The 19,117-nt window shown below is 68.0% G+C and carries 20 protein-coding genes; 5 read left to right on the forward strand and 15 right to left on the reverse strand.

The features are described from left to right. From HGK58_RS08605 to HGK58_RS08625, 5 genes are all read right to left on the reverse strand, one after another. Complete coding sequence (locus HGK58_RS08605) at positions 1–411, reverse strand: VOC family protein (RefSeq protein ID WP_168627179.1); 411 nt, start codon at positions 409–411, stop codon at positions 1–3. Positions 412–416: 5 nt separating this feature from the next. Continuing rightward, positions 417–866, reverse strand: a complete 450-nt coding sequence (locus HGK58_RS08610) for a helix-turn-helix transcriptional regulator (RefSeq protein ID WP_168627180.1) — start codon at positions 864–866, stop codon at positions 417–419. Further along, positions 863–1,633 carry a hypothetical protein gene (locus tag HGK58_RS08615; RefSeq protein ID WP_168627181.1) on the reverse strand — a complete coding sequence of 257 codons (771 nt, stop codon included), beginning with the start codon at positions 1,631–1,633 and terminating at the stop codon, positions 863–865. The genes HGK58_RS08610 and HGK58_RS08615 overlap by 4 nt, the downstream gene beginning before the upstream one ends. A gap of 142 nt (positions 1,634–1,775) precedes the next feature. Then, a complete protein-coding gene (locus tag HGK58_RS08620; protein ID WP_168627182.1) occupies positions 1,776–3,812 on the reverse strand; it encodes a S9 family peptidase in 2,037 nt (678 codons plus the stop codon). Positions 3,813–3,829: 17 nt separating this feature from the next. Then, positions 3,830–4,579 (reverse strand): SDR family oxidoreductase, encoded by a 750-nt coding sequence (locus HGK58_RS08625; RefSeq protein ID WP_168627728.1) that lies wholly within the window; start codon positions 4,577–4,579, stop codon positions 3,830–3,832. A gap of 93 nt (positions 4,580–4,672) precedes the next feature. Between HGK58_RS08625 and HGK58_RS08630 the strand changes: the two genes are divergently transcribed. From HGK58_RS08630 to HGK58_RS08645, 4 genes are all read left to right on the forward strand, one after another. Continuing rightward, complete coding sequence (locus HGK58_RS08630) at positions 4,673–5,152, forward strand: NfeD family protein (RefSeq protein ID WP_168627183.1); 480 nt, start codon at positions 4,673–4,675, stop codon at positions 5,150–5,152. Continuing rightward, on the forward strand, positions 5,149–6,063 hold the full coding sequence (locus HGK58_RS08635) for an SPFH domain-containing protein (protein WP_168627184.1): 915 nt from the start codon (positions 5,149–5,151) through the stop codon (positions 6,061–6,063). Before HGK58_RS08630 ends, HGK58_RS08635 begins: the two co-directional genes overlap by 4 nt. A gap of 16 nt (positions 6,064–6,079) precedes the next feature. Continuing rightward, positions 6,080–6,829: a glycerophosphodiester phosphodiesterase gene (locus tag HGK58_RS08640; protein WP_168627185.1), complete on the forward strand. Its 750-nt coding sequence runs from the start codon at positions 6,080–6,082 to the stop codon at positions 6,827–6,829. Positions 6,830–6,935: 106 nt separating this feature from the next. Next, a complete protein-coding gene (locus tag HGK58_RS08645) occupies positions 6,936–7,301 on the forward strand; it encodes an RNA polymerase-binding protein RbpA (RefSeq protein WP_168627186.1) in 366 nt (121 codons plus the stop codon). Between the two features lie 126 nt (positions 7,302–7,427). Here the strand turns inward: HGK58_RS08645 and HGK58_RS08650 are convergent, their stop codons facing one another. From HGK58_RS08650 to HGK58_RS08695, 10 genes are all read right to left on the reverse strand, one after another. Continuing rightward, entirely contained in the window at positions 7,428–8,147 is a 720-nt protein-coding gene (locus HGK58_RS08650; protein WP_168627187.1) for a polyprenol monophosphomannose synthase, read from the reverse strand. Then, positions 8,140–9,705, reverse strand: a complete 1,566-nt coding sequence (gene lnt, locus HGK58_RS08655; protein ID WP_168627188.1) for an apolipoprotein N-acyltransferase — start codon at positions 9,703–9,705, stop codon at positions 8,140–8,142. Before lnt ends, HGK58_RS08650 begins: the two co-directional genes overlap by 8 nt. Continuing rightward, positions 9,705–12,161 carry a DEAD/DEAH box helicase gene (locus HGK58_RS08660; RefSeq protein ID WP_168627189.1) on the reverse strand — a complete coding sequence of 819 codons (2,457 nt, stop codon included), beginning with the start codon at positions 12,159–12,161 and terminating at the stop codon, positions 9,705–9,707. The genes lnt and HGK58_RS08660 overlap by 1 nt, the downstream gene beginning before the upstream one ends. Further along, a complete protein-coding gene (tatC, locus tag HGK58_RS08665) occupies positions 12,158–12,958 on the reverse strand; it encodes a twin-arginine translocase subunit TatC (protein ID WP_349236179.1) in 801 nt (266 codons plus the stop codon). The genes HGK58_RS08660 and tatC overlap by 4 nt, the downstream gene beginning before the upstream one ends. A 5-nt stretch (positions 12,959–12,963) precedes the next feature. Continuing rightward, on the reverse strand, positions 12,964–13,206 hold the full coding sequence (gene tatA / locus HGK58_RS08670; protein ID WP_168627190.1) for a Sec-independent protein translocase subunit TatA: 243 nt from the start codon (positions 13,204–13,206) through the stop codon (positions 12,964–12,966). An 84-nt stretch (positions 13,207–13,290) separates the two neighbouring features. Next, a complete protein-coding gene (locus HGK58_RS08675; protein ID WP_168627191.1) occupies positions 13,291–14,268 on the reverse strand; it encodes a WYL domain-containing protein in 978 nt (325 codons plus the stop codon). Beyond that, the gene (locus tag HGK58_RS08680) at positions 14,261–15,259 is read right to left on the reverse strand and encodes a WYL domain-containing protein (protein ID WP_349236180.1); all 999 of its coding nucleotides are present in this window, start codon (positions 15,257–15,259) and stop codon (positions 14,261–14,263) included. The genes HGK58_RS08675 and HGK58_RS08680 overlap by 8 nt, the downstream gene beginning before the upstream one ends. 89 nt (positions 15,260–15,348) lie before the next feature. Continuing rightward, a complete protein-coding gene (locus tag HGK58_RS13920) occupies positions 15,349–16,182 on the reverse strand; it encodes an FKBP-type peptidyl-prolyl cis-trans isomerase (protein ID WP_168627193.1) in 834 nt (277 codons plus the stop codon). A 151-nt stretch (positions 16,183–16,333) separates the two neighbouring features. After that, on the reverse strand, positions 16,334–17,329 hold the full coding sequence (locus HGK58_RS08690) for a tRNA (adenine-N1)-methyltransferase (RefSeq protein WP_349236181.1): 996 nt from the start codon (positions 17,327–17,329) through the stop codon (positions 16,334–16,336). After that, a complete protein-coding gene (locus HGK58_RS08695; RefSeq protein ID WP_168627195.1) occupies positions 17,326–17,988 on the reverse strand; it encodes an HAD family phosphatase in 663 nt (220 codons plus the stop codon). The genes HGK58_RS08690 and HGK58_RS08695 overlap by 4 nt, the downstream gene beginning before the upstream one ends. A gap of 100 nt (positions 17,989–18,088) precedes the next feature. Here HGK58_RS08695 and HGK58_RS08700 point away from each other — a divergent pair, with 100 nt between their 5' ends. Continuing rightward, a complete protein-coding gene (locus HGK58_RS08700; RefSeq protein WP_168627196.1) occupies positions 18,089–19,012 on the forward strand; it encodes a PAC2 family protein in 924 nt (307 codons plus the stop codon). Positions 19,013–19,117: the final 105 nt, after the last annotated feature.

Raw genomic sequence — 19,117 nt, forward strand, 5'->3', positions numbered from 1 at the left:
CTAGCGCTTCTCCTGGATGCGCATCAGGTTCCCGGATGGGTCGCGGAAGGCGCAGTCGCGGATGCCGTACGGCTGGTCGGTGGGCTCCTGAACGACCTCTGCACCGCTGGCCTCCAGCTTGGCGAACGTGCCGTCAAGGTCGGCGGTGGCGAGGTTGATGCTCGCGAAGGTGCCCTTGGCCATCATCTCGGAGATGACGTTGCGCTCATCGTCGGTAAGGCCAGGGGTGGCTGCCGGAGGGTACAGGACGATGGAGGTGCCGGGCTGGTCGGCGGGGCCGACCGTGATCCAGTGCATCCCCTGGTAGCCGACATCGTTGCGCACCTCGAAGCCGAGGATGTCCCGATAGAACGCCAGCGCGGCATCCGGATCGGTGTGCGGGAGGAAGGTTTCGTGAATGGTGATGTTCATGTTTTTCACGCTAACTGCTGCTCTGAGGCGCGCGCTTCTCGATTCCTGATCGGTCTGGTCACTTGCTTTGCGACGCACGGCGCCATGCCGAGAGTCGCGTTCCCCGCTCGGTGCCGGTAGACGCTCGGCGGCACGCCGACGAGCTCGGTGAAACGGGTGCTGAACGTGCCCAGGGACGAGCAGCCGACGGCGAAGCAGATCTCGGTGACGCTGAGGTCACTCCCCCGCAGCAACGCCATCGCGCGTTCGATCCGCCGGGTCATCAGGTAGGCGTACGGCGACTCGCCGTACGCCAGCCGGAACTGGCGGCTCAGGTGCCCGGCCGACATGTTGACTCCGCGGGCGAGCGCTTCGACGTCCAGCGGCCGCGCGTACTCGCGGTCCATCCGGTCGCGGACACGACGCAGCAGCGCGAGATCGCTCAGGCGTTGTGCTGCGGCTGCGCTGCTGGTCACCTGCTCGATTGTGCCATGTGCCTACGACGTTGCCCAGCGTCGCGCGGCTTGACGCCCGGCTTCTCGGGTGCCAGGCCCACCAGCACGACGAGGACGGTGAGCAGGAGGCTCGCAACGCCGTAGAGCTGTCCGAGACCGGATGCGCGGGCCACGGCATCCGGGACTACTTCCACGATGTCGATGGCGAGTCTCAACTGTGCGATCAGCCAGGTCCACATCGCGGCCACCGCGGCCGCAGCTACCAGAACGACGTACCCGCGTGGGGTCCTGCCATCCCATTCCCGATCGCGATTCGGCAGCAGCGGGAACGCGGCGATGGTCGCGAATACAGCCAGCCAGCTCACGGCCCACACTCCGAGGATCGGCAACCCGGGGGTGAGTCGGCCCGCGTCCGCGAGGAGCGAGTACACCTCCCCCAGCGATCGGGCGGGGACCATCGCGAGCGGTGCGACCACCAGGCCGTCAAGCAGCCCGATCGCCAGGACGCCTCCGAAGAGCCAGCGGGCCACTGCTGCCGTGCGCCGCGGTGGGACGCCCAGTGAGGTGCACGCCGCCTTGTCCGGTTCGCGCGCTCGGAGCGCAGGTGCGAGCGCCGGCAGCCCCAATGCGATCAGCACCGCCGCTGCGATCAGCAGCGCGAGCGCCGCGCCCGTCAGCGCCATGCGCAGCCAGTCAGGCGAGAACAGGGCGGCGAGCATCACCAGCGGTGCCGCCGCCACGAACGAGAATCCCCGCTGCAGTCCACGCAGCTTCGCTGCCGCGTCCATGCGCTCGTTCTACCACCCGGCCCGTTCAATTGGGCTGAGAGTTCCGCCTGACCCATCTCAAGGAGATGACTGAGGAGGCGGCCGGATGCCTGGTGGCCGGCTTCCAGCTGTGCATTCTCCTTGAGACGGATTAAGAGGGGGGTTAGGCGGGGTCGGCCGCGTGGGCCACCTCTGTCGGGATGGCGCGGGTGACAGGCAGGTGCCGCGCCCACCAGCGAAGGATCGCGTCGAACCGCTGCACGCGGTGACGCGGCCGGCCGCTGCGGCTGAGCTCGTGGTCCTCCCCCGGGAAGATCAGCAGCTCGGCATCGGTGCCCTGCCGCTTGAGCGCCGCGTAGTACCGCTCTGCTTGCGGCAGGGGGCAGCGGAGGTCCTCCTCAGAGTGGACGACGAACGTCGGCGTCGTCACCCGGTCGACCACCGCCTGCGGGCTCTGCTTCCTCACCAGCTCGGGGTCGACGCCGGTGTACTCGTCACCGAAGTACATGCCGATGTCCGAGGTACCGACGAAGGCCTCAGGGTCGAGGAAACCCCGCTCGACGACGGCCGCAGCGAACCGGTGGTCGTGCGCGATCGTCCACGCGGTCAGGTAGCCGCCATATGAGCCGCCCATGATCCCCACCCGATCGTCGTCGAGTTCCGGATGCCGCTCGAGCGCGCCCTCGAGGAAGTCCAGCACGTCGGTCATGTCGAGGGTTCCCATCGCCTGACGGATGGACCGCCCGTGCGCTTCGCCATAGCCAGCCGAGCCGCGCGGGTTGCTCATGAGCACCGCGTACCCGGCATCCGCATAGACCTGCGCCTCGTCGAACACGCTGACGGTGTACTGCGCGAACGGCCCGCCATGGATGTTGAGGAGCACCGGATGCGGGCCCTCCCCTCGCGGCAGCACCAGCCAGCCGTGCAGCGGGTACCCGTCCCGCGCCTCGAACTCAAGCTCGATCGCAGGTGCGATGCCGGCGACCAGGAGTTCCGCGGAGAAGTTGGTGAGCACGACGGATCCGCCGTCGCGGAGCACCGCAACATCCCCCGCCGTCTCCGGTGCCGTGAACGACACCACGGTGACACCGGCCGCGTGCGCGTGCCCGGTGATCTCGGCATCCCACGCCGCCACAGGCGCCAGCTCGCCCTCGGGGCTCACCGAGTGCAGCTCCAATCGCCCGCGCGTGACCTTCTGCACCAGCGCTGAACCGTCCGGCAGCACCACGATCGAGCTTCCGGCCTCGCCGAGGTCGACGGTCTCCGGATCGGTGAGCCGCACCGGCCGCTCCCCGACGCCCAGCCGGTACAGTCCGCCGAGGCGGCCGACGAAGTCGCGTCCTTCTTCGCCGATGTCGCTCGCGAGCAGGTACAGTCCGCCATCGGGCAGGTACGCGAGCGCGTCGACGCTGAGGTGGTCCTCGACCGACGTCAGGTCGCGAAGCGGCGCATCCGGATGCGTCAGGTCGAGTTCGAAGACATTCTTGACGAGGTCGTCATCGCGGGTCGCATGCCGCGCGGCGACCAGCGCGAGACGCGTGCCGTCGGGTGAGAACTCGATCGGCCCGTGGTCGAAGTCGCCGGAGGTGACGTGCGTCGCCTCCGGAACAGACTTCGGCATCTCCGGCGACGGGTCGGCTGCCGATGGCGCCGGCGAGTACACCGGCTCTTCGCTCGGGTCCGGAACATCGACGAGGAAGACGTGGTTGCGGCGGTCGCTGATGTAGCCGACCCCGTTGGCGCGGTACTTCAGCGCGGTCAGGTGGCGCGGCGGCTCAGCGCCCGCCCCGAGCTCCTTGACCGTCCCGTAGCGGCCCTCCTCCGGCACGCGCGCGACGAAGGCGATACGGGTCGAGCCCGGCGACCAGCGGAACGAGCCCACACCGAGCGGCGCATCGGTGACCTGCACCGGCTCTCCCCCACCCGCGGGCATCACGTAGACCTGCGCAGGTGAGTCACCCTCACGTCGGAGGAAGCCGATCAGCGCGCCATCCGGCGAGAACCGGGGCGCAGAGTCGTTCATCCCGCGGGTGATGCGCCGCGGCGGCGTCGACCCGTCGGTGGCGATGCTCCACAGCTGGCCGACGTAGGCATCCGCGTCGAGATTGGGTCGCGTCACCGCCACCACGGCGCGAGCGCCGGTCGGGTCGATGGTCGGGGCGGAGACGCTCTTCAGGAGCGGAAGGTCAGTCGCTTTCACTTGGCTCAGCCTAGGGATCAGCGAGAGGTGAAGTCTGAGATGTCGCCCACGTAGCGGGTGTTGTCGGCCGGAACCGGCTCGACCGCTGCCAGCGCGACTTCCGCCGCGAACTCGCCGACGTTGTACAGCCGCCCTGCCGACTCCTTGCGTGCGTCGATCGCTCCCGGGTTGGCGCGCTCGAGCAGCGTCGCGGTGATGGTGCCCTCGATCATGTCGCCAGAGACCACGACGAACTCGATGCCCGCGCTCTCGAGCTCCGGGATCATCGCCCGCAGCGCATCCTCGCCCGCGCGCTTGCTCAGCGCGACCGGCTCGTACTCTGGCATGGTCGGCACGGTCCGGATGAAGTGGGCCTGGTGGCTCGTGACGAAAACGACCCTGCTCCCGCTCTCGAGCAGCGGCAGCGCGCCGGTCAGCACGCCCACCTGCGCGTCTCGGTTCAGACGCATCGCGTAGTCCTCACCCATTCCGCTCTCCATGCCACCGGATGCGTTGAGCACGAGCAGGTCCAGCCCGCCCCACTGCTCGCGCACCGCCGCGAACAGCTGCGCAACCGACTCCGGATCGGTCAGGTCGGCGCCGAGCGCGACCGCCTCTCCCCCACTCTCGGTGATCTTCTCGACCAGCTGGAGGGCGCGCTTCTCCTTGTTGCGGTAGTTGATGACCACCTTCGCGCCGGCCGCGGCGAGATACTGGGCTGTGTCCGCTCCGATGCCGCGAGAGGAGCCGGTGATGAGGGCGCGTTTGCCGGCCATGCTGCCGGGCATCAGAGGGGTGCTGGTCACAGCATCCGACCCTACCAACGCTCGCGCACAGCCGATGTTTCCCTACTGCTAGCGTGTATGAAACGAGGAGGGTGAATGTTCGTCGACCTGACGCAGTACATGTGGATCCTCTGGCTGATCTTCATCTTCATCTTCATCATCATCGAACTGCTGACGCTCGAGTTCACGTTCCTGATGATCGCAGTCGGCAGCCTTGCCGGCCTCGGCGTGAATCTGCTGGGCTGGGAGTGGTGGCTGCAGTTCGTCGTGGCCGCGGTCGTGTCGGTGCTGCTCATCCTGACCATCAGGCCGCTGCTGCTGCGCACCATGCATAAGGGCGCGGATAATACGCCCACCAACATCCCCGCACTCATCGGGATGCGCGCCAGGGTCGTGAAGTCGGTGACCGCCGATGGTGGTGGCCAGGTGAAGCTTGCCAACGGCGAGACCTGGACCGCGCGCATCGCCGACTCAGCGCCGGCCGCGCCGCTGGAAGAAGGAACCGTCGTCACCGTGACCGCCATTGAGGGCGCCACCGCGGTCATCACCCCGCAAGAGGAGGAATCCACCACATGATCGACTTCGGCGGCTTCATCGGCCAGATATTCATCATCGCGTTGCTTGTCGTTCTCGGCATCTTCGTGCTGGTCGTGCTCATCCGTGCCATCCGGATCATCCCGCAGGCCTACGCCGGCGTCGTCGAGCGGCTCGGCAGGTACCACAAGACCCTCAACCCGGGGTTGAACATCCTTGTGCCGTTCATCGACCGGGTGCGCCCGCTCGTCGACATGCGCGAGCAGGTCGTCTCCTTCCCGCCGCAGCCGGTGATCACCGAGGACAACCTCGTCGTCTCGATCGACACGGTGGTCTACTTCCAGGTGACGGATGCCCGTGCCGCGACCTACGAGATCGCCAACTACCTGGGCGCGGTCGAGCAGCTCACCACCACCACCCTGCGCAACGTGGTCGGTGGCCTGAACCTCGAAGAGGCGCTCACCAGCCGCGACAACATCAACGGCCAGCTGCGTGTCGTGCTCGACGAGGCGACCGGCAAGTGGGGCATCCGCGTCAACCGGGTCGAGCTCAAGGCGATCGACCCGCCACACTCGATCCAGGACTCGATGGAGAAGCAGATGCGCGCCGAGCGTGACCGCCGCGCCGCCATCCTCACCGCGGAGGGCACCAAGCAGTCGGCGATCCTCGAGGCCGAGGGCGCCAGGCAGTCGGCGATCCTCCGCGCAGAGGGTGACGCGCAAGCGGCGGTGCTCCGCGCCAACGGTGAGGCGGAGGCGATCACCACGGTGTTCAAGGCCATCCACGAGGGCAACCCCGACCCGAAACTGCTCGCCTACCAGTACCTGTTGACGCTCCCGAAGCTCGCCGAGGGCGAGTCGAACAAGCTCTGGATCATCCCGTCGGAACTCACCGAGGCGCTCAAGGGCATCGGTGGCGGCTTCGCGGAGAAGTTCGGTGGCCAGGCGGGCTAGCCGCGAGCGGGTTCCGGTGGCGTTTCTCGAACCCGCCCCGCCGCGCGTGCTTGCGCACCGCGGGCTCGCGATCGACGCGCCCGAGAACACGCTGCTCGCGTTCGCGAGGGCCATGGCCGTCGGTGCAACGCACATCGAGACGGATGTGCACGCCAGTCACGACGGGCACGCGGTCGTCGCACACGACGACACCCTGAAGCGCGTCGCGGGACGCGAGGTGCGCGTCGACCACCTGTCGATGGCGGAGCTTCGCCGGGTGGACCTCGGCCACGGACAGGGCTTCGCGAGTCTCGGTGAAGCGCTCGACGGGTTCCCGGATGCCCGCTTCAACATCGACATCAAGTCGGAAGCGGCCATCGCGCCGACGGTCGCGGCGATCCTCGACGCCAACGCGACGTCCCGGGTGCTGGTGACGAGCTTCTCCGAGAAGCGCCGGCTGGCAGCGCTCGCGATGCTGCCCGGCGTCGCGACATCCACCGGCGCCGGGGCGAGCGCGACCTTGTTCGCCACGAGCACGTTCCGACTGGCGAGGCGTGCCCGCAAGGTGCTCGCCACCGTCGACGCGGTGCAGCTGCCAGAGCGGTACAAGGGCATGAGGATCGTCACTCCCCGGCTCATCCGGATGGCGCACGACGCGGGCGTCGAAGTGCACGTCTGGACCGTCAACGACCCGGCCGACATGAGCCGCCTCCTCGATCTGGGCGTCGACGGCATTGTCACCGACCGGGCCGATCTCGCGATTCCCCTCCTCGCCGCCCGCCAGTAAGCATCCGCGAGCCTGTGAACCGGCTGTGAGAACCGGCGCGCGGAAAGGATTCGCTCAGCCAAGCGGTTTATAACTTGGACTTAGATTCGCGAGAGAGGACCGCACGATGGCAGATCGCAGTTTGCGTGGCATGCGACTGGGGGCTCAGAGCCTGCAGAGTGAAGAGGGCGTGACGTTCTCCCCGCGGGTGCGCAGCACCTATCAGTTGGAAGACGGATCGACCTTCGAGGTCACGTTCGCTGCTGACGCCGAAGTCCCACTGGAGTGGGAGTCGCCAAAGAGCGGACTCGTCGGCCGTCTGCTCGATGAGGACGGCAAGCAAGTCCCGATCGATGAGAGCGAGACCAAGGTTCCGCGCACGCACTGGGACATGCTGCTTGAGCGTCGCACCCGGGCCGAGCTCGAGGAGATCCTGGCGGAGCGCCTGACCTACCTCCGCGCACGCCGCGGCGAGCACAAGATCGGCGCCTAGCTCCCCGTTTTTCTACCGCATCCGGCGGGTCTCCCTTTGACGACGAAGGAGATTTCGCCGGATTCGGGCGTTAAAGCGACGACACGCCGTAATGCGGGTCGGATCTCCTGCATTTTCAGAGGCGGGTCAGGGGCGGCGGCGGGCGCGCGTGAAGCCCCAGAAGGTGACGCGCAGGAGCGCCTCGGCGACGATACCCAAATGCATTTTCGAGCGTCCCGCCGCGCGCTCGACGAAGGTGATCGGATGCTCGACGACGCGCATCCCGGCACGCTCGGCGCGCCACGCGAGTTCGACCTGAAAGCAATACCCCTGCGACGACACGTCAGCAAGGTCCAAGCTTTTCAGCGCGTCGACACGGAACACCCGGAACCCGGACGTCAGGTCGTGCAGCCGTGAGCGCAGCATGAAGCGCGCGTAGCCGTTCCCGGTGCGTGAGACGAACTGCCTGAGCCAGGGCCAGTTGCGCACCGCTCCCCCGGGCACCCAGCGTGAGCCCAGCACCAGGTCGGCTCCGGATGCCGCCAGCGGCAGCATCGACCGCAGCTCGAGCGGATCGTGGGAGCCGTCGGCGTCAAGCTCGACCACGAAGCGGTAGCCGTCCTCGATCGCCTTCTGGAACCCGGCCAGGTACGCCCGGCCCAGGCCGTCCTTGTGTGCGCGGTGCAGCACCGACACGGCCGGGTCCTCGGCGGCGAGTTCATCGGCGATGCGCCCGGTGCCGTCCGGGCTCGCGTCGTCAACGATGAGCACGTCGACATCCGGCACCGCCTGCCGCATCCGCCCGACGAGCAGCGCGAGACTATCGCGCTCGTTGTAGGTGGGGACGATTGCGAGCGCCTCAGCCACGCCGCCGCCCGAGCATGACGGCGGCAAGCAGTGTGGTCAGCGCGAAGCCGCCGACCGCCCACTCCGGCGCGCGGCGCAGCACCGACGCCGGCGTCACGGTGTCGCTCAGCGGCACGGTCTGCACCATCGAGCCCGGCTCGAACACGGGCAGCTCGTCGATCGTGCTGCCGTCCGGTGCGATGATCGCGCTGGTGCCGACCGTCGAGATGTTCACGACGCTGCGCCCGGTCTCGATCGCCCGCAGCCGCGCGATCCCCAACTGCTGGGCGCTCTCGTCGGTCCGGCCGAAGTCGGCGTTGTTCGTCGGGGCGAGGATGATGTCGGCGTCGTCATCTAGCATCTGCCAGACGAGCGAGTCGTCGACAATGTCGAAACAGATGGCGATGCCCGCGATGACACCCTCGATGTCGAAGACGTTGTCGCGCTGCCCGAAAGAGTAGTCGCGCGGCACCAGGTCGAACAGGCTGGGAGCCAGCGGATACCAGAAGTCCCGGTCCGGCAGATACTCGGCGAACGGAACAGGGTGGATCTTGTCGTACTGATCGACCGCGCCCTGCCCAGCCTGCCACAGCAGCATGCTGTTGAAGATGCGGCCCTGATCGTCGTGGGTGATGGTGCCCGTGACCAGCGGCGCGTCCATCTCCTGGCTCACATAGTCGACCGCCTGGGCCGCCTGCGGGAACTCGAGCGGGCTCAAATCGGATGAGTTCTCCGGCCAGACGACCACGTCGACGTCCTCGCCGAACAGCGGGACCGTCGCTGTGACGTGGTCTTGCAGGATCTGCCCGTGCTGATACTCGGAGAACAACCCGGCATCCGAGTCGCCCTGCACGGCCGCAACGCGCCACTGTCCGCTCTCGTGGTTCGGGAACGCCGGAACGGCGAGCAGCAGCGCGACCGCGATGCCGGCGACGATCGCCCGCAGGCCGACCGCGACATCCCGCAGCCGGACCGCCTGCACGAGGATGGCCGCCGTCCACGCGACGAGGAAGCTGAGCCCGGATGCGCCCACCCAGGCCACAAGCTCCCCGAACGGGCTCTCCGATAGGGAGAAGGCGAGCCGGCCCCAGGAGAAGCCGCCATACGGCCAGGTGCTGGTGATTGCCTCGTACAGCGTCCACAGCCCGGCCAGCACCGCTGGCACACCGACCAGACGCCCGAAGGCGCCCGGCCAGAGCACGGTGACGTAACGCCAGGCGAGCGCGATGAGCACCGCGGCGCCGCCGAAGAACAGCGCTTGCAGTCCGGCCAGCGCGAGCCAGGGCACCGGGCCCAGGTAGACGGTCAGCCAGTCGATGAGCGGGAACCAGTAGGCGGCTCCGCCGACCAGTCCCACGGCGAAGGCGGAGCCGGCCGTGCGGCCGACGAGCGAGACGAGCATGAGCGCCGTCCCGACGAAGATGAGAGGCCACCAGCCCGGGTCGGGGAACGCGAGTGCGTTGATCGGCCCGGACAGCGCGGCGAGGCAGAACGCCAGCCACAGCGGCGGTGCACTCTGCGACAGTGCCCCGACCGCGAAGCTGCGCTCTGCTGTCGGCGCAACTGCCTGAACGCTCATCAGCTCACACTCGAGTAGGCGACGATCCCGCGCCGCACCTGGTCGATCGCAGCACGAGCCCGGGCATCCAACGGGGAGTCCGCGACGATGGACAACTGGTCGAGAAGGTCGATGGTCTGCTTGGTCATCCGCACGAAGTCGCCGGCGGCGAGCTCGGTGTCTTCCAGCACCGAATCCAGGCTGGCCCCGTTGGCCCAGCGGTACATCGGCAGGGACAGCCCGGTGGCGAGCGGCTCGCTGCCCGGCAGCCGGTGATCGCGCTCCAGGTCGTCGAGCTGCGCCCACAGGGTCGTCGTGCGGTCGAGCGCGTGCCGGAACGGCCCCTTCGGCAGCCGGTGGTCAGCCGGATACGCGTCGTCCCGGCGTGGTTCGTAGACGAGGGCGGCCGCCATCGCCGCGAGTCCGGCCGAGTCCAGCTCCGACCAGGCTCCGGTGCGCAGCGACTCCGCGACCAGCAGGTCGCGTTCGCCGTAGATGCGGCGCAGGGTCCTGCCCGGCTGCGCAACCGTGAGCTCGTCCCCGTCCCGCACCAGGTAGTCGAGTTCGAGCAGCACGTCGGTGACACGGTCGAAAATCTTGGAGATCGCGCCGGTGCGGCCGCTGATCTGGCGACGCAGCTCATCCGTCTGCCGCTTCAACCGCCACCAGCGCTCCGCCCAGCGCGCGTGCGCTTCCCGATCAGGGCAGCCGTGACACGGATGCTGCCGGATGCGCTTGCGCAGCCCCTGCATCTGGCGTTGGCGTCGGTCGCGTTCGCTGCGCGACGCCGTTGTGGCCTTCGACGCGCCCTTGCGTTCGAGGTCGCTGAGCTCGCGCCGCAGCCCGGAGTACTCGCGGAAGTCGCCGAGGTGGCAGTGCATCGCCGTCTCGTAGCCCTCGAGCGACTCCTCCTGCGACCGCACCTTGCGGGCGAGGTCGACGACGCCGCGGTCCGCCTGGAACTGGGCGAAGCTGGACTCCAGGATCTGCTTGGTGCGGTCCCGTCCGAACTGCGCGATCAGGTTCACCGACATGTTGTAGGTCGGCTTGAAGCTCGAGTTCAGCGGGTAGGTGCGGCGGGACGCGAGCGAGGCGACCGCTTGCGGGTCGAGTCCGTCTCGCCACTGGATGACGGCGTGCCCCTCGACGTCGATGCCGCGACGGCCAGCGCGTCCGGTCAGCTGGGTGTACTCCCCCGGCGTGATCGGCACGCGCGCTTCGCCGTTGAACTTCTCGAGCCGCTCCAGCACGACAGTGCGGGCGGGCATGTTGATGCCGAGCGCGAGGGTCTCGGTGGCGAACACCACCTTGAGCAGCTTGCGCCGGAACAGGTCCTCGACCACTTCCTTGAACGCGGGCAGCAGGCCGGCGTGGTGGGCGGCGACCCCGCGTTCGAGCCCGGACAGCCAGTCCCAGTAGCCGAGCACCGCGAGGTCATCGTCGGGGATGGTGCGAACGCTCGCCTCAACGGTTGCCCGGATCTCGTCGCGCTCGGCGACCGTTGTGAGGACGGCGCCGGCCCTCAGTACCTGACTGACGGCCTGGTCGCATCCGATCCGGCTGAAGATGAAGAAGATCGCCGGCAGCAGGTTGCGCTCGTCGAGCAGCTTCACGACGTGAGCGCGGTCGAGGCGTTCCTCGCGGTACCGCCCGCCGCGCGAGTGGTAGCGGCCGACATCCTTCATCTGCCGCGCGCTGAGAGTACGACCGCCGTAACGGGCCATTTGCACCAGCTCGGGGTTGACCCGATTGGAGGCCTGCCGGTCGCCCGCGCCCTGCAGCGAACCGGTGGAAGTGTCGAACAGGTCGATGAGCTTGCTGCGCATGAGGATGTGCTGCTCGAGCGGCACCGGCCGCTCCTCGGAGACGATCACCGCGGTGTCGCCGCGCACCGCCTGCAGCCAGTCACCGAACTCCTCCGCGTTCGACACGGTCGCGCTCAGCGACACCAGGCGGACCTCGCGCGGGAGGTGGATGATGACCTCCTCCCAGACCGCGCCGCGGAACCGGTCGGCGAGGTAGTGCACCTCGTCCATGATCACGAAGCCGAGATTGGGGAGCAGGTCCGAGTCGGCGTACAGCATGTTGCGCAGCACCTCTGTGGTCATGACCACGATCCGGGCACGCGAGTTGATGTTGGTGTCGCCGGTGAGCAGGCCGACATCCTCTGGGCCGTACTCGTCGACCAGTTCCTGGAACTTCTGGTTGCTGAGCGCCTTCATCGGAGCGGTGTAGAAGACCTTGGTGGTGGGCGACTGCATGGCGAGGAAGACCGCGAACTCGGCGACGATCGTCTTGCCCGCCCCGGTCGGCGCCGCGACGAGCACACTGCGGCCCGCCTCCAGCTCAGCGCACGACGACAGCTGGAACGGGTCGAGGTCGAAGCGCTGCTTGGCGCGGAACTCCTCGAGCATCGGCTTGCCGCTGCGCTGCCGCGCCGCAGCGTACCGCTCAGCGGCCGAGAGCTCGGTAGTCATGCGACGCTCGGTGCTCCGAGCTCCGCCTCAAGCTTCTTCTGCTTGCGAGCCTCGATGGCGTCGTGCCAGAACGCGACACCGACGGCGAGGAAGTACAGCAGCACCATCGGGATTGCCAGCAGGAACATCGAGAACACGTCCGCGGCGGGCGTGGCGATGGCGGTGAACACGGTGATCGCGAGAATCGCCCAACGCCAGGCCGACAGCATGGCCTTCGCGGTCATGACGCCCATGAAGTTCAGGATGACCAGGAACACCGGCAGCACGAACCCGATGCCGATGGCGAGGATCAGCTTGACGACGAAGTGCAGGTACTCCTTCGCGGCGAAGAGGGATGCTGTGCCCTCGGCGCCGAATGAGCTGAGCAGCTCGACAATGTTCGGCAGCACGTACCAGCCGGCGAAGCAGCCGGCGAGGAAGAGCGGCACCGCGGTGAAGAAGAAGCCGAAGGTGTACCGCTTCTCCCGCGAGGTCAGGCCGGGCACGATGAACGCGAAGATCTGGTACAGCCAGACCGGTGCCGAGAGGAAGATGCCGACGTAGACGGCGATCTGCATGCGCAGGTCGAAGTGCGCGGTGACCGTCGGATAGACCAGCTCGGCGTCACGGCTCTCCGCGACGATCGTGATCGGCTCGCGCAGCGCCGCCCAGATCGGCTCGCTCAGGATCCAGCCGGCGATGCCGCCCACGATAATCGCGAGCGCACAGCGGAACAGCCGCTTGCGCAGTTCGATGAGGTGCTCGCCGAGCGACATCCGGCGTTCGGGATTCGCGCCTCGTTTCACACGAGCTGCCACGGTTGTCAGGGTTGAGAGCTGGGCTTGTTGTCCGTGCTAGTCGTCGGCTCGGTTGCGTCAGCCGGGGTGGTCGGCTCGCCCGGCTGCGCTGCCGTCGCCTCGCTCTCCGGGGTCTTGATCTCGTTCTTGAAGATCTTCATCGACTGGCCGACGCTGCGAGCGAGCGCCGGAAGCTTGGTGGCGCCGAACAACAGCAGAATGACCACCAGCAGGATGATGGCGTGCCAACCACTGAGGTTGCCTAACATGCGGTCACTTCCTTCGTGTCTGTGTTCGTCGCTGTAGTTTAGCCCGGTCAGCGGGACGTAATGTACGCGTCGGCTGACCGTGTTCTAGTCGTTGTAGCGGGCCAGCGCCGCCGCCGCCCAGTCGGCCACGACCTGGCGGGCCTCCTCCGGCTCGACGACGGTGACCATGCCGGGCAGGCCGGCGACCAGACGTTTGAGCCCGTGATAGTGGGAGACCCGGATGCTGGTGCGCAGGGCGTCGCCGGACGGGACCAGCTTGGCGCCGGCGGGGATGTAATCCGAGATGAGCGGGAGCGCCGCGGGGCTGATGTCGATGGTGACCGACAGGTCGTCGGCCGAGCCCTCGAACAGGGTGTCGGGCAGGGTGACCTCGCCAGCGTGGAAGCTGATGCGCTCGTCGGTGAGCACCGGGTTGCCGATCCGATCGATTCGGAACGTGCGCACCGCTTCGCGCAGGTGGCACCAGCCGCGCAGGTACCAGTCGGCGTCGACCGACTCGACGCGCAGCGGGTCGACGCGCCGGCTCTCCAGTTCGCCGCGCGAGTTCAGGTAGTCGAACTGCAGCTGCCGCTCCTCCTCGACCGCCTCGCGCACCAGCTCGAGCGTCGCATCCGCCTCCGCCGTCTCGACGGCGACCTGGGTGGGCAGCGCCGACGCGCCTCGCGCGAGCTTGGCCATGAGCGTCGCAAGCGCGGCGCGGTCGACGGTCTCTGGCAGCGCGGACAGGTACTGCAGCCCCGCGATGAGTGCCGCGGCCTCGCGGCCGGAGAAGCGCGGGGACTCGTCGATGGCCACCATGTTGGTGAGCACGATCTGGTCGTTGTCCTCGAAGTCGTCCCAGGCGATGTCGAAGAGGTCGTCGTGCTGGTAGGCGGCGGTCTCGCCGGGGATGCCTGAGATCGCGATGAGCCGCACCGACTCGCGGATGAGCTCGGCGTCGACCCCAAAGTGGTCGGCGACCGTCTGCACCGACACCCGGTCGTGGTCCATCAGGTAGGGAACGAGTGACAGCAGGAAGGCCAGCTTGTCGCGCGCGTGCAGCGGTTGCTTGGCTCTAGCCATGCGCTGCCTCCGTTTCGGTGTGCGCCGCCAGCACCGCGGCGAGCCGCGAGCGGTGCGCTTGGCGGAGCTGGTCCGGCTCGAGCACGAGCACCTCCGGGCCGTAGCTCGCGAGTTCCTCGGCGAGCAGGTTGGCGTCGGCGAACTGCAGCAGCAGCTCTCCGTTGTCGGCCCCCTCCCTGGTGCCGCGACGCTTGCGGAGCCGCATCGCGGCATCCGAATGCGGCTCGACCCGGATGCGCGCGGTGTTGGCGTTCCAGATCTCCTCGATCTCGCGCAGCGCGATCTCGCCCTCGTCGGCGTCGCGCGGCGGGAAGGTCGCGCCGGTCGGTGCGATGTCACTCACGATGCGTCGCAGCAGGAACGACTTGCGCGCTCCGGTGTCCGGTTCGATCGCCGAGCAGTGCCAGCGTCCCTGGTACTGGAAGAGTGCGACCGGTGCGACCTCGCGCACTGTCGCCTCCGACTGGCCGGGCTTCAGATAGCTGAAGCGCACCACCTGATTGCGTTCGAGAGCGTTGTTGAGCGGCTCGAATGAGGCATCCCGAACCCGCAACCGTGGCGCGTAGGCGAGCACCGGTTCGTCGGCCTCGATGCCGAGCGCGCGCAGCTTGATGAGCGCGCGGCGTGACTCTGTGGACATCGTGCCCTCGCGCCACACCATGCCAGCCAGGCCGAGCAGCGCCGTCTCCTCCGCGGAGAAGGTGATGTCGCGCGGTAGCTCGTAGTCGCCGCGCGGGATGCGGTAGCGCAGCGACTGGTTGTTGACGGCTTCCCCGGGCGGCTGGATGGTCTCCAGCGGAACGCCGAGCTCCCGGATGTCGTCCTTGTCGCGCTCGAACTGGCGCTCGAGGTTCGCGTTGTCGCCGCTTGTCTTGTACCGCTGACGGTAGCCCTGCACGGTCGACAGGATCTCGCTCTTTGTCAGCCCGTTCTCGGTTGCCAGCAACGCCAAGACCAGGCTGAACAGCCTTTCCTCAACGGGTACTCTCACCGGTGCTGCCAATCTTCGTGTTCCGCGCTGTCACCGACATTGGTGTCCAGCGATGTGACAACACACCCGGCCAGTGTGTTTGTGAAGCTCTACAGGTCGACTATGCCCAGAATATCAACCACGTAGACGAGGGTTGACCCCGACGGGATGCCCAGCGCGCCCTGGTCGCCGTAGGCGTGCTCCGGCGGTGCGACGATGAGGATCTGCGAGCCCACCGTCTTGCCGGTCAGCCCCTCGACCACGCCGGAGGGCAGTCCGCCGCCCTCCTTGAGCTCGCGGACGACCGCCTGTCCCTCTTCCCAAGTGGAATCGAAGACGCCGCCGTCGGACCAGAGCACACCGGTGTACTTCATGAGCACCGCGTCGCCGGCCTTGACCGTCTCGCCATCCGCCTTCTGCAGCTCGGCCACCTTCAGGTCGGTCGGCGGCTCCTCATTCGGAACCGTCACGCCGGGAGCGCCGTTCGGCGCGAGGACCACCGCGGGCAGGCCGTTCTGCGGAAGCTGCGGGCCGCCGTTGGCCTTCGCGGGCCACGCCTCGATCAGGTCGATGACGTAGACGAAGGAGTCATTCGCGCTGACGCCGTTGGCCGGATCGGCTGCGCCGTTGTGGGTGTCCTTGGCTGAACCGACGATGGCGATGCGCGAGCCGACGCTCGTGCAGGCGAGTCCGTCGGTGATGACGTCGAGGGTCGAATCGGCTCCAACCGTGACGAACTGGCCCAGGTCGTCGAACTTGCTCTGGCCGAGCACCTCGCCGTCGGCGCCGTTGACGATCGTGAACTGGATGCGGACCGGCGCTCCGGCGCGCACAGGCTCGCCGTCGCCCTCGACGAGGACGCTGCGCTCGGTGCTGTCGGTGTAGATCGGGGTCGGGAAGTCGACGCTGGGCTTGTCGCCGAAGTCCCCGCTGGCCGTCACCACTGACGAAGCGTCTCCCGCAGGCGTCGGCGTGCATCCCGGTGCGAACGGGTTGGCACAGGCCGAAAGGCTTGCGAGCACGCCTGCAGATAGAAGGAGCGCGGGGATCTTGCGCACGAGTCCTCGTTTCGTTGATGGCACAGCTTGGACAATTCTAGGCTGAAGGCTCGGTGTGAGTTTTCTCACCCGGGAGGCGCTTGGCCGCTTCCGATTCCGCCTGCCGCGCCGCCTTGCGGATACGCTTCTCACTCGCGGACCGCTCCCCCAGGGCGCCGGGCGTCCACTGCTCGACATCCTCGTCGGCGTAGTCCGGCTTTGCCTTGCGCCCGCGCTGCGGCAGCACTGTGCCTGGGGCGAGCCGCCGGGCGGTGAGCAGGAAGCCGGTGTGGGCGACCATCCGGTGATCGGGGCGCACCGCGAGACCCTCGACGTGCCATCCGCGCACCATCGTCTCGGACGACTCCGGGTCTGTGAAGTTGCCGGTAGCGCGAATCGCCTCGGCGACGCGAGAGAGCTGGGTGACGGTTGCGATGTACGCGACAAGCACCCCGCCCGGGGTGAGGGCGTGCGCGCTCGCCTCGAGGCAGTCCCACGGGGCAAGCATGTCGAGCACGATCCGGTCGACGGATCCGGCCGCGACCTTGGGGAGCTCCTCCGCCAGATCGCCGAGTTCGACGCTCCAGTTGGCCGGCTCCTCGCCGAGGAAGTTCTCGACGTTGGCGCGAGCCACGCGCGCGAATTCGTCGCGGCGCTCATAGGAGATGAGTCGACCCTCGGGCCCGATCGCCCGCAGCAGGGACAGCGACAGGGCGCCGGAGCCGACCCCGGCCTCCACAACGGTCGCGCCCGGGAAGATGTCGCCGATGCTGAGGATGCGGGCCGAGTCCTTCGGGTAGACGATGGCGGCGCCGCGGGGCATCGACATGACGAAGTCGTTCAGCAGCGGCCGCAGGGTCAGGTACTCGTCGCCTGTGGTGCTGGTCACCACCGAACCATCCGGGAGCCCGATCACGTCATCGTGCTTGAGCACGCCGCGGTGCGAGTGGAACTCGCCGCCCGGCTGCAGGGTGATGGTGTTCAGGCGGCCCTTCGGCCCGGTGAGCTGCACCCGGTCGCCGACGACGAACGGGCCGGACTGACGCCGGGTCACGACGCGAGCCTCTGCGCGCTGAACACCGCGGCGATGTCGTCGAGGGTCTTGCCCTCGAGCGTCGGCCACAGCGTGTAATCCGGGCTCGGCTCCAGCGGGATGTGCGCTGGCACGCCGATCACGGCGGCTCCGGATGCGACAGCGGAGGCGAGTCCGGGACGCGAGTCCTCGATCGCGACGCAGTCGATCGCCGCGACACCGAGCAGCTCTGCACCCCGCAGGTAGGGCTCCGGATGCGGCTTCTCGTTGTCGACATCATCGCCGGAGACGACATGGTCGATGCCGAGCAGCCGGGCGATCGGGTCGGCCATGGTGCGCATGGACATCGTGACGATCGCGGTCGGCACTGCGGCCTCGGCCAGGGCCGCGACGAGTTCACGGGCGCCGGGGCGCCACGGCACGCTGTCGCTGAGCTGGGCCACGACGCGTGAGGTCAGCCGACCGATGATCTCGGCCGCAGGGAGGCCCACTCCCCTGTCCTGGAAGACGTGTGCGCTGTCGAACAGTCCCGAGCCGACCTGGCCCATCGCATCCTCGTGCGTCCAGACGCCGCCGAATGACTCCACAAGCTCCGTTTCTGCGGTCATCCAGTAGGGTTCCGAGTCGATGAGCGTGCCGTCCATGTCGAGCAGGACTGCCGCGGGTAGCTGTGAGGTCACGAGCGTCAAGTGTACTGACCGCGTTCTACCACTCGCGGTCCTATCCTTGAAGGGCAAAAGGTGAGCGCCTTAGCGGCGTTCGAAGATTCGTAAGGTGAATGTGGTCAAGAACGATAGTGTGCTCGGCGGTCGACTGCTGGTCGTCGCGCTCGAGGGCTGGAACGACGCCGGCGAGGCCGCCAGCGGCGCCGTCCGCACGCTGAAGGACCAGCTCGGGGTGGTGCCGGTCGCGGAAATCGACGGCGAGTACTACTTCGACTACCAGTTCAACCGGCCCACGATCGCCACCAACGACGATGGGACGCGCAGTCTCGACTGGCCGAGCGTGATCGTCTACGGTCCGGCATCCGATCGTCCGGCGCAGCGTGAGCCGATTGTCGACGAAGCCGGGCTGTCGGTGAGCGGCGACAACGCCGGCAATGTCTTCATCCTGCTCGGCACAGAGCCGTCGCGGAGCTGGAAGAGCTTCGCCGAGGACCTGATCGCGATCATCGACGAGAACGACATCGAGGCGGTTATCACCCTGGGGGCGATGCTCGCCGACGTACCGCACACCCGGCCGATCTCGGTGTTCACGAGCAGTGAGAACCCGGAGGTGCGCGCAGAGCTGGGCATCGAGCGGAGTCTGTACGAGGGACCGGTCGGCATGCTCACGGTCATCACCGATGCCGCCGAGGCGGCGGGCGTCCCGACCGTGTCGGTGTGGGCATCCGTGCCGCACTACGTGCACAACACGCCGTCACCGAAGGCTATGCTCGCGCTCATCGACCGGCTCGAGGAGCTGATCGACGTGGTGATTCCGCGCGGCGAGCTGCTGGACGAGGCGCAGGTGTGGGAGCGCAGCATCGACCAGCTGACGAGCGAGGACGAGGACATGGCGTCCTACATCCACCAGCTGGAGCAGGCGCGCGACACCGTCGACTCACCCGAGGCGAGCGGTGAGGCGATCGCGCAGGAGTTCGAGCGGTACCTGCGCCGCCGCGGTGGCGAAGGGAAGCCGCCGCCCGGCCCGACCGCCAGCTGAGGCCTCCGCTGGTTGAGGGATTACGCGCAGCGCAATCGTCTCGAAACCAGCTTCACGCTGGGGCTGGTTTCGAAACGATCGCTTCGCGATCCCTCAACCAGCGAG

The sequence above is a fragment of the Cryobacterium sp. BB307 genome, from assembly GCF_012274275.1.
In the GTDB taxonomy this organism is placed as follows: domain Bacteria; phylum Actinomycetota; class Actinomycetes; order Actinomycetales; family Microbacteriaceae; genus Terrimesophilobacter.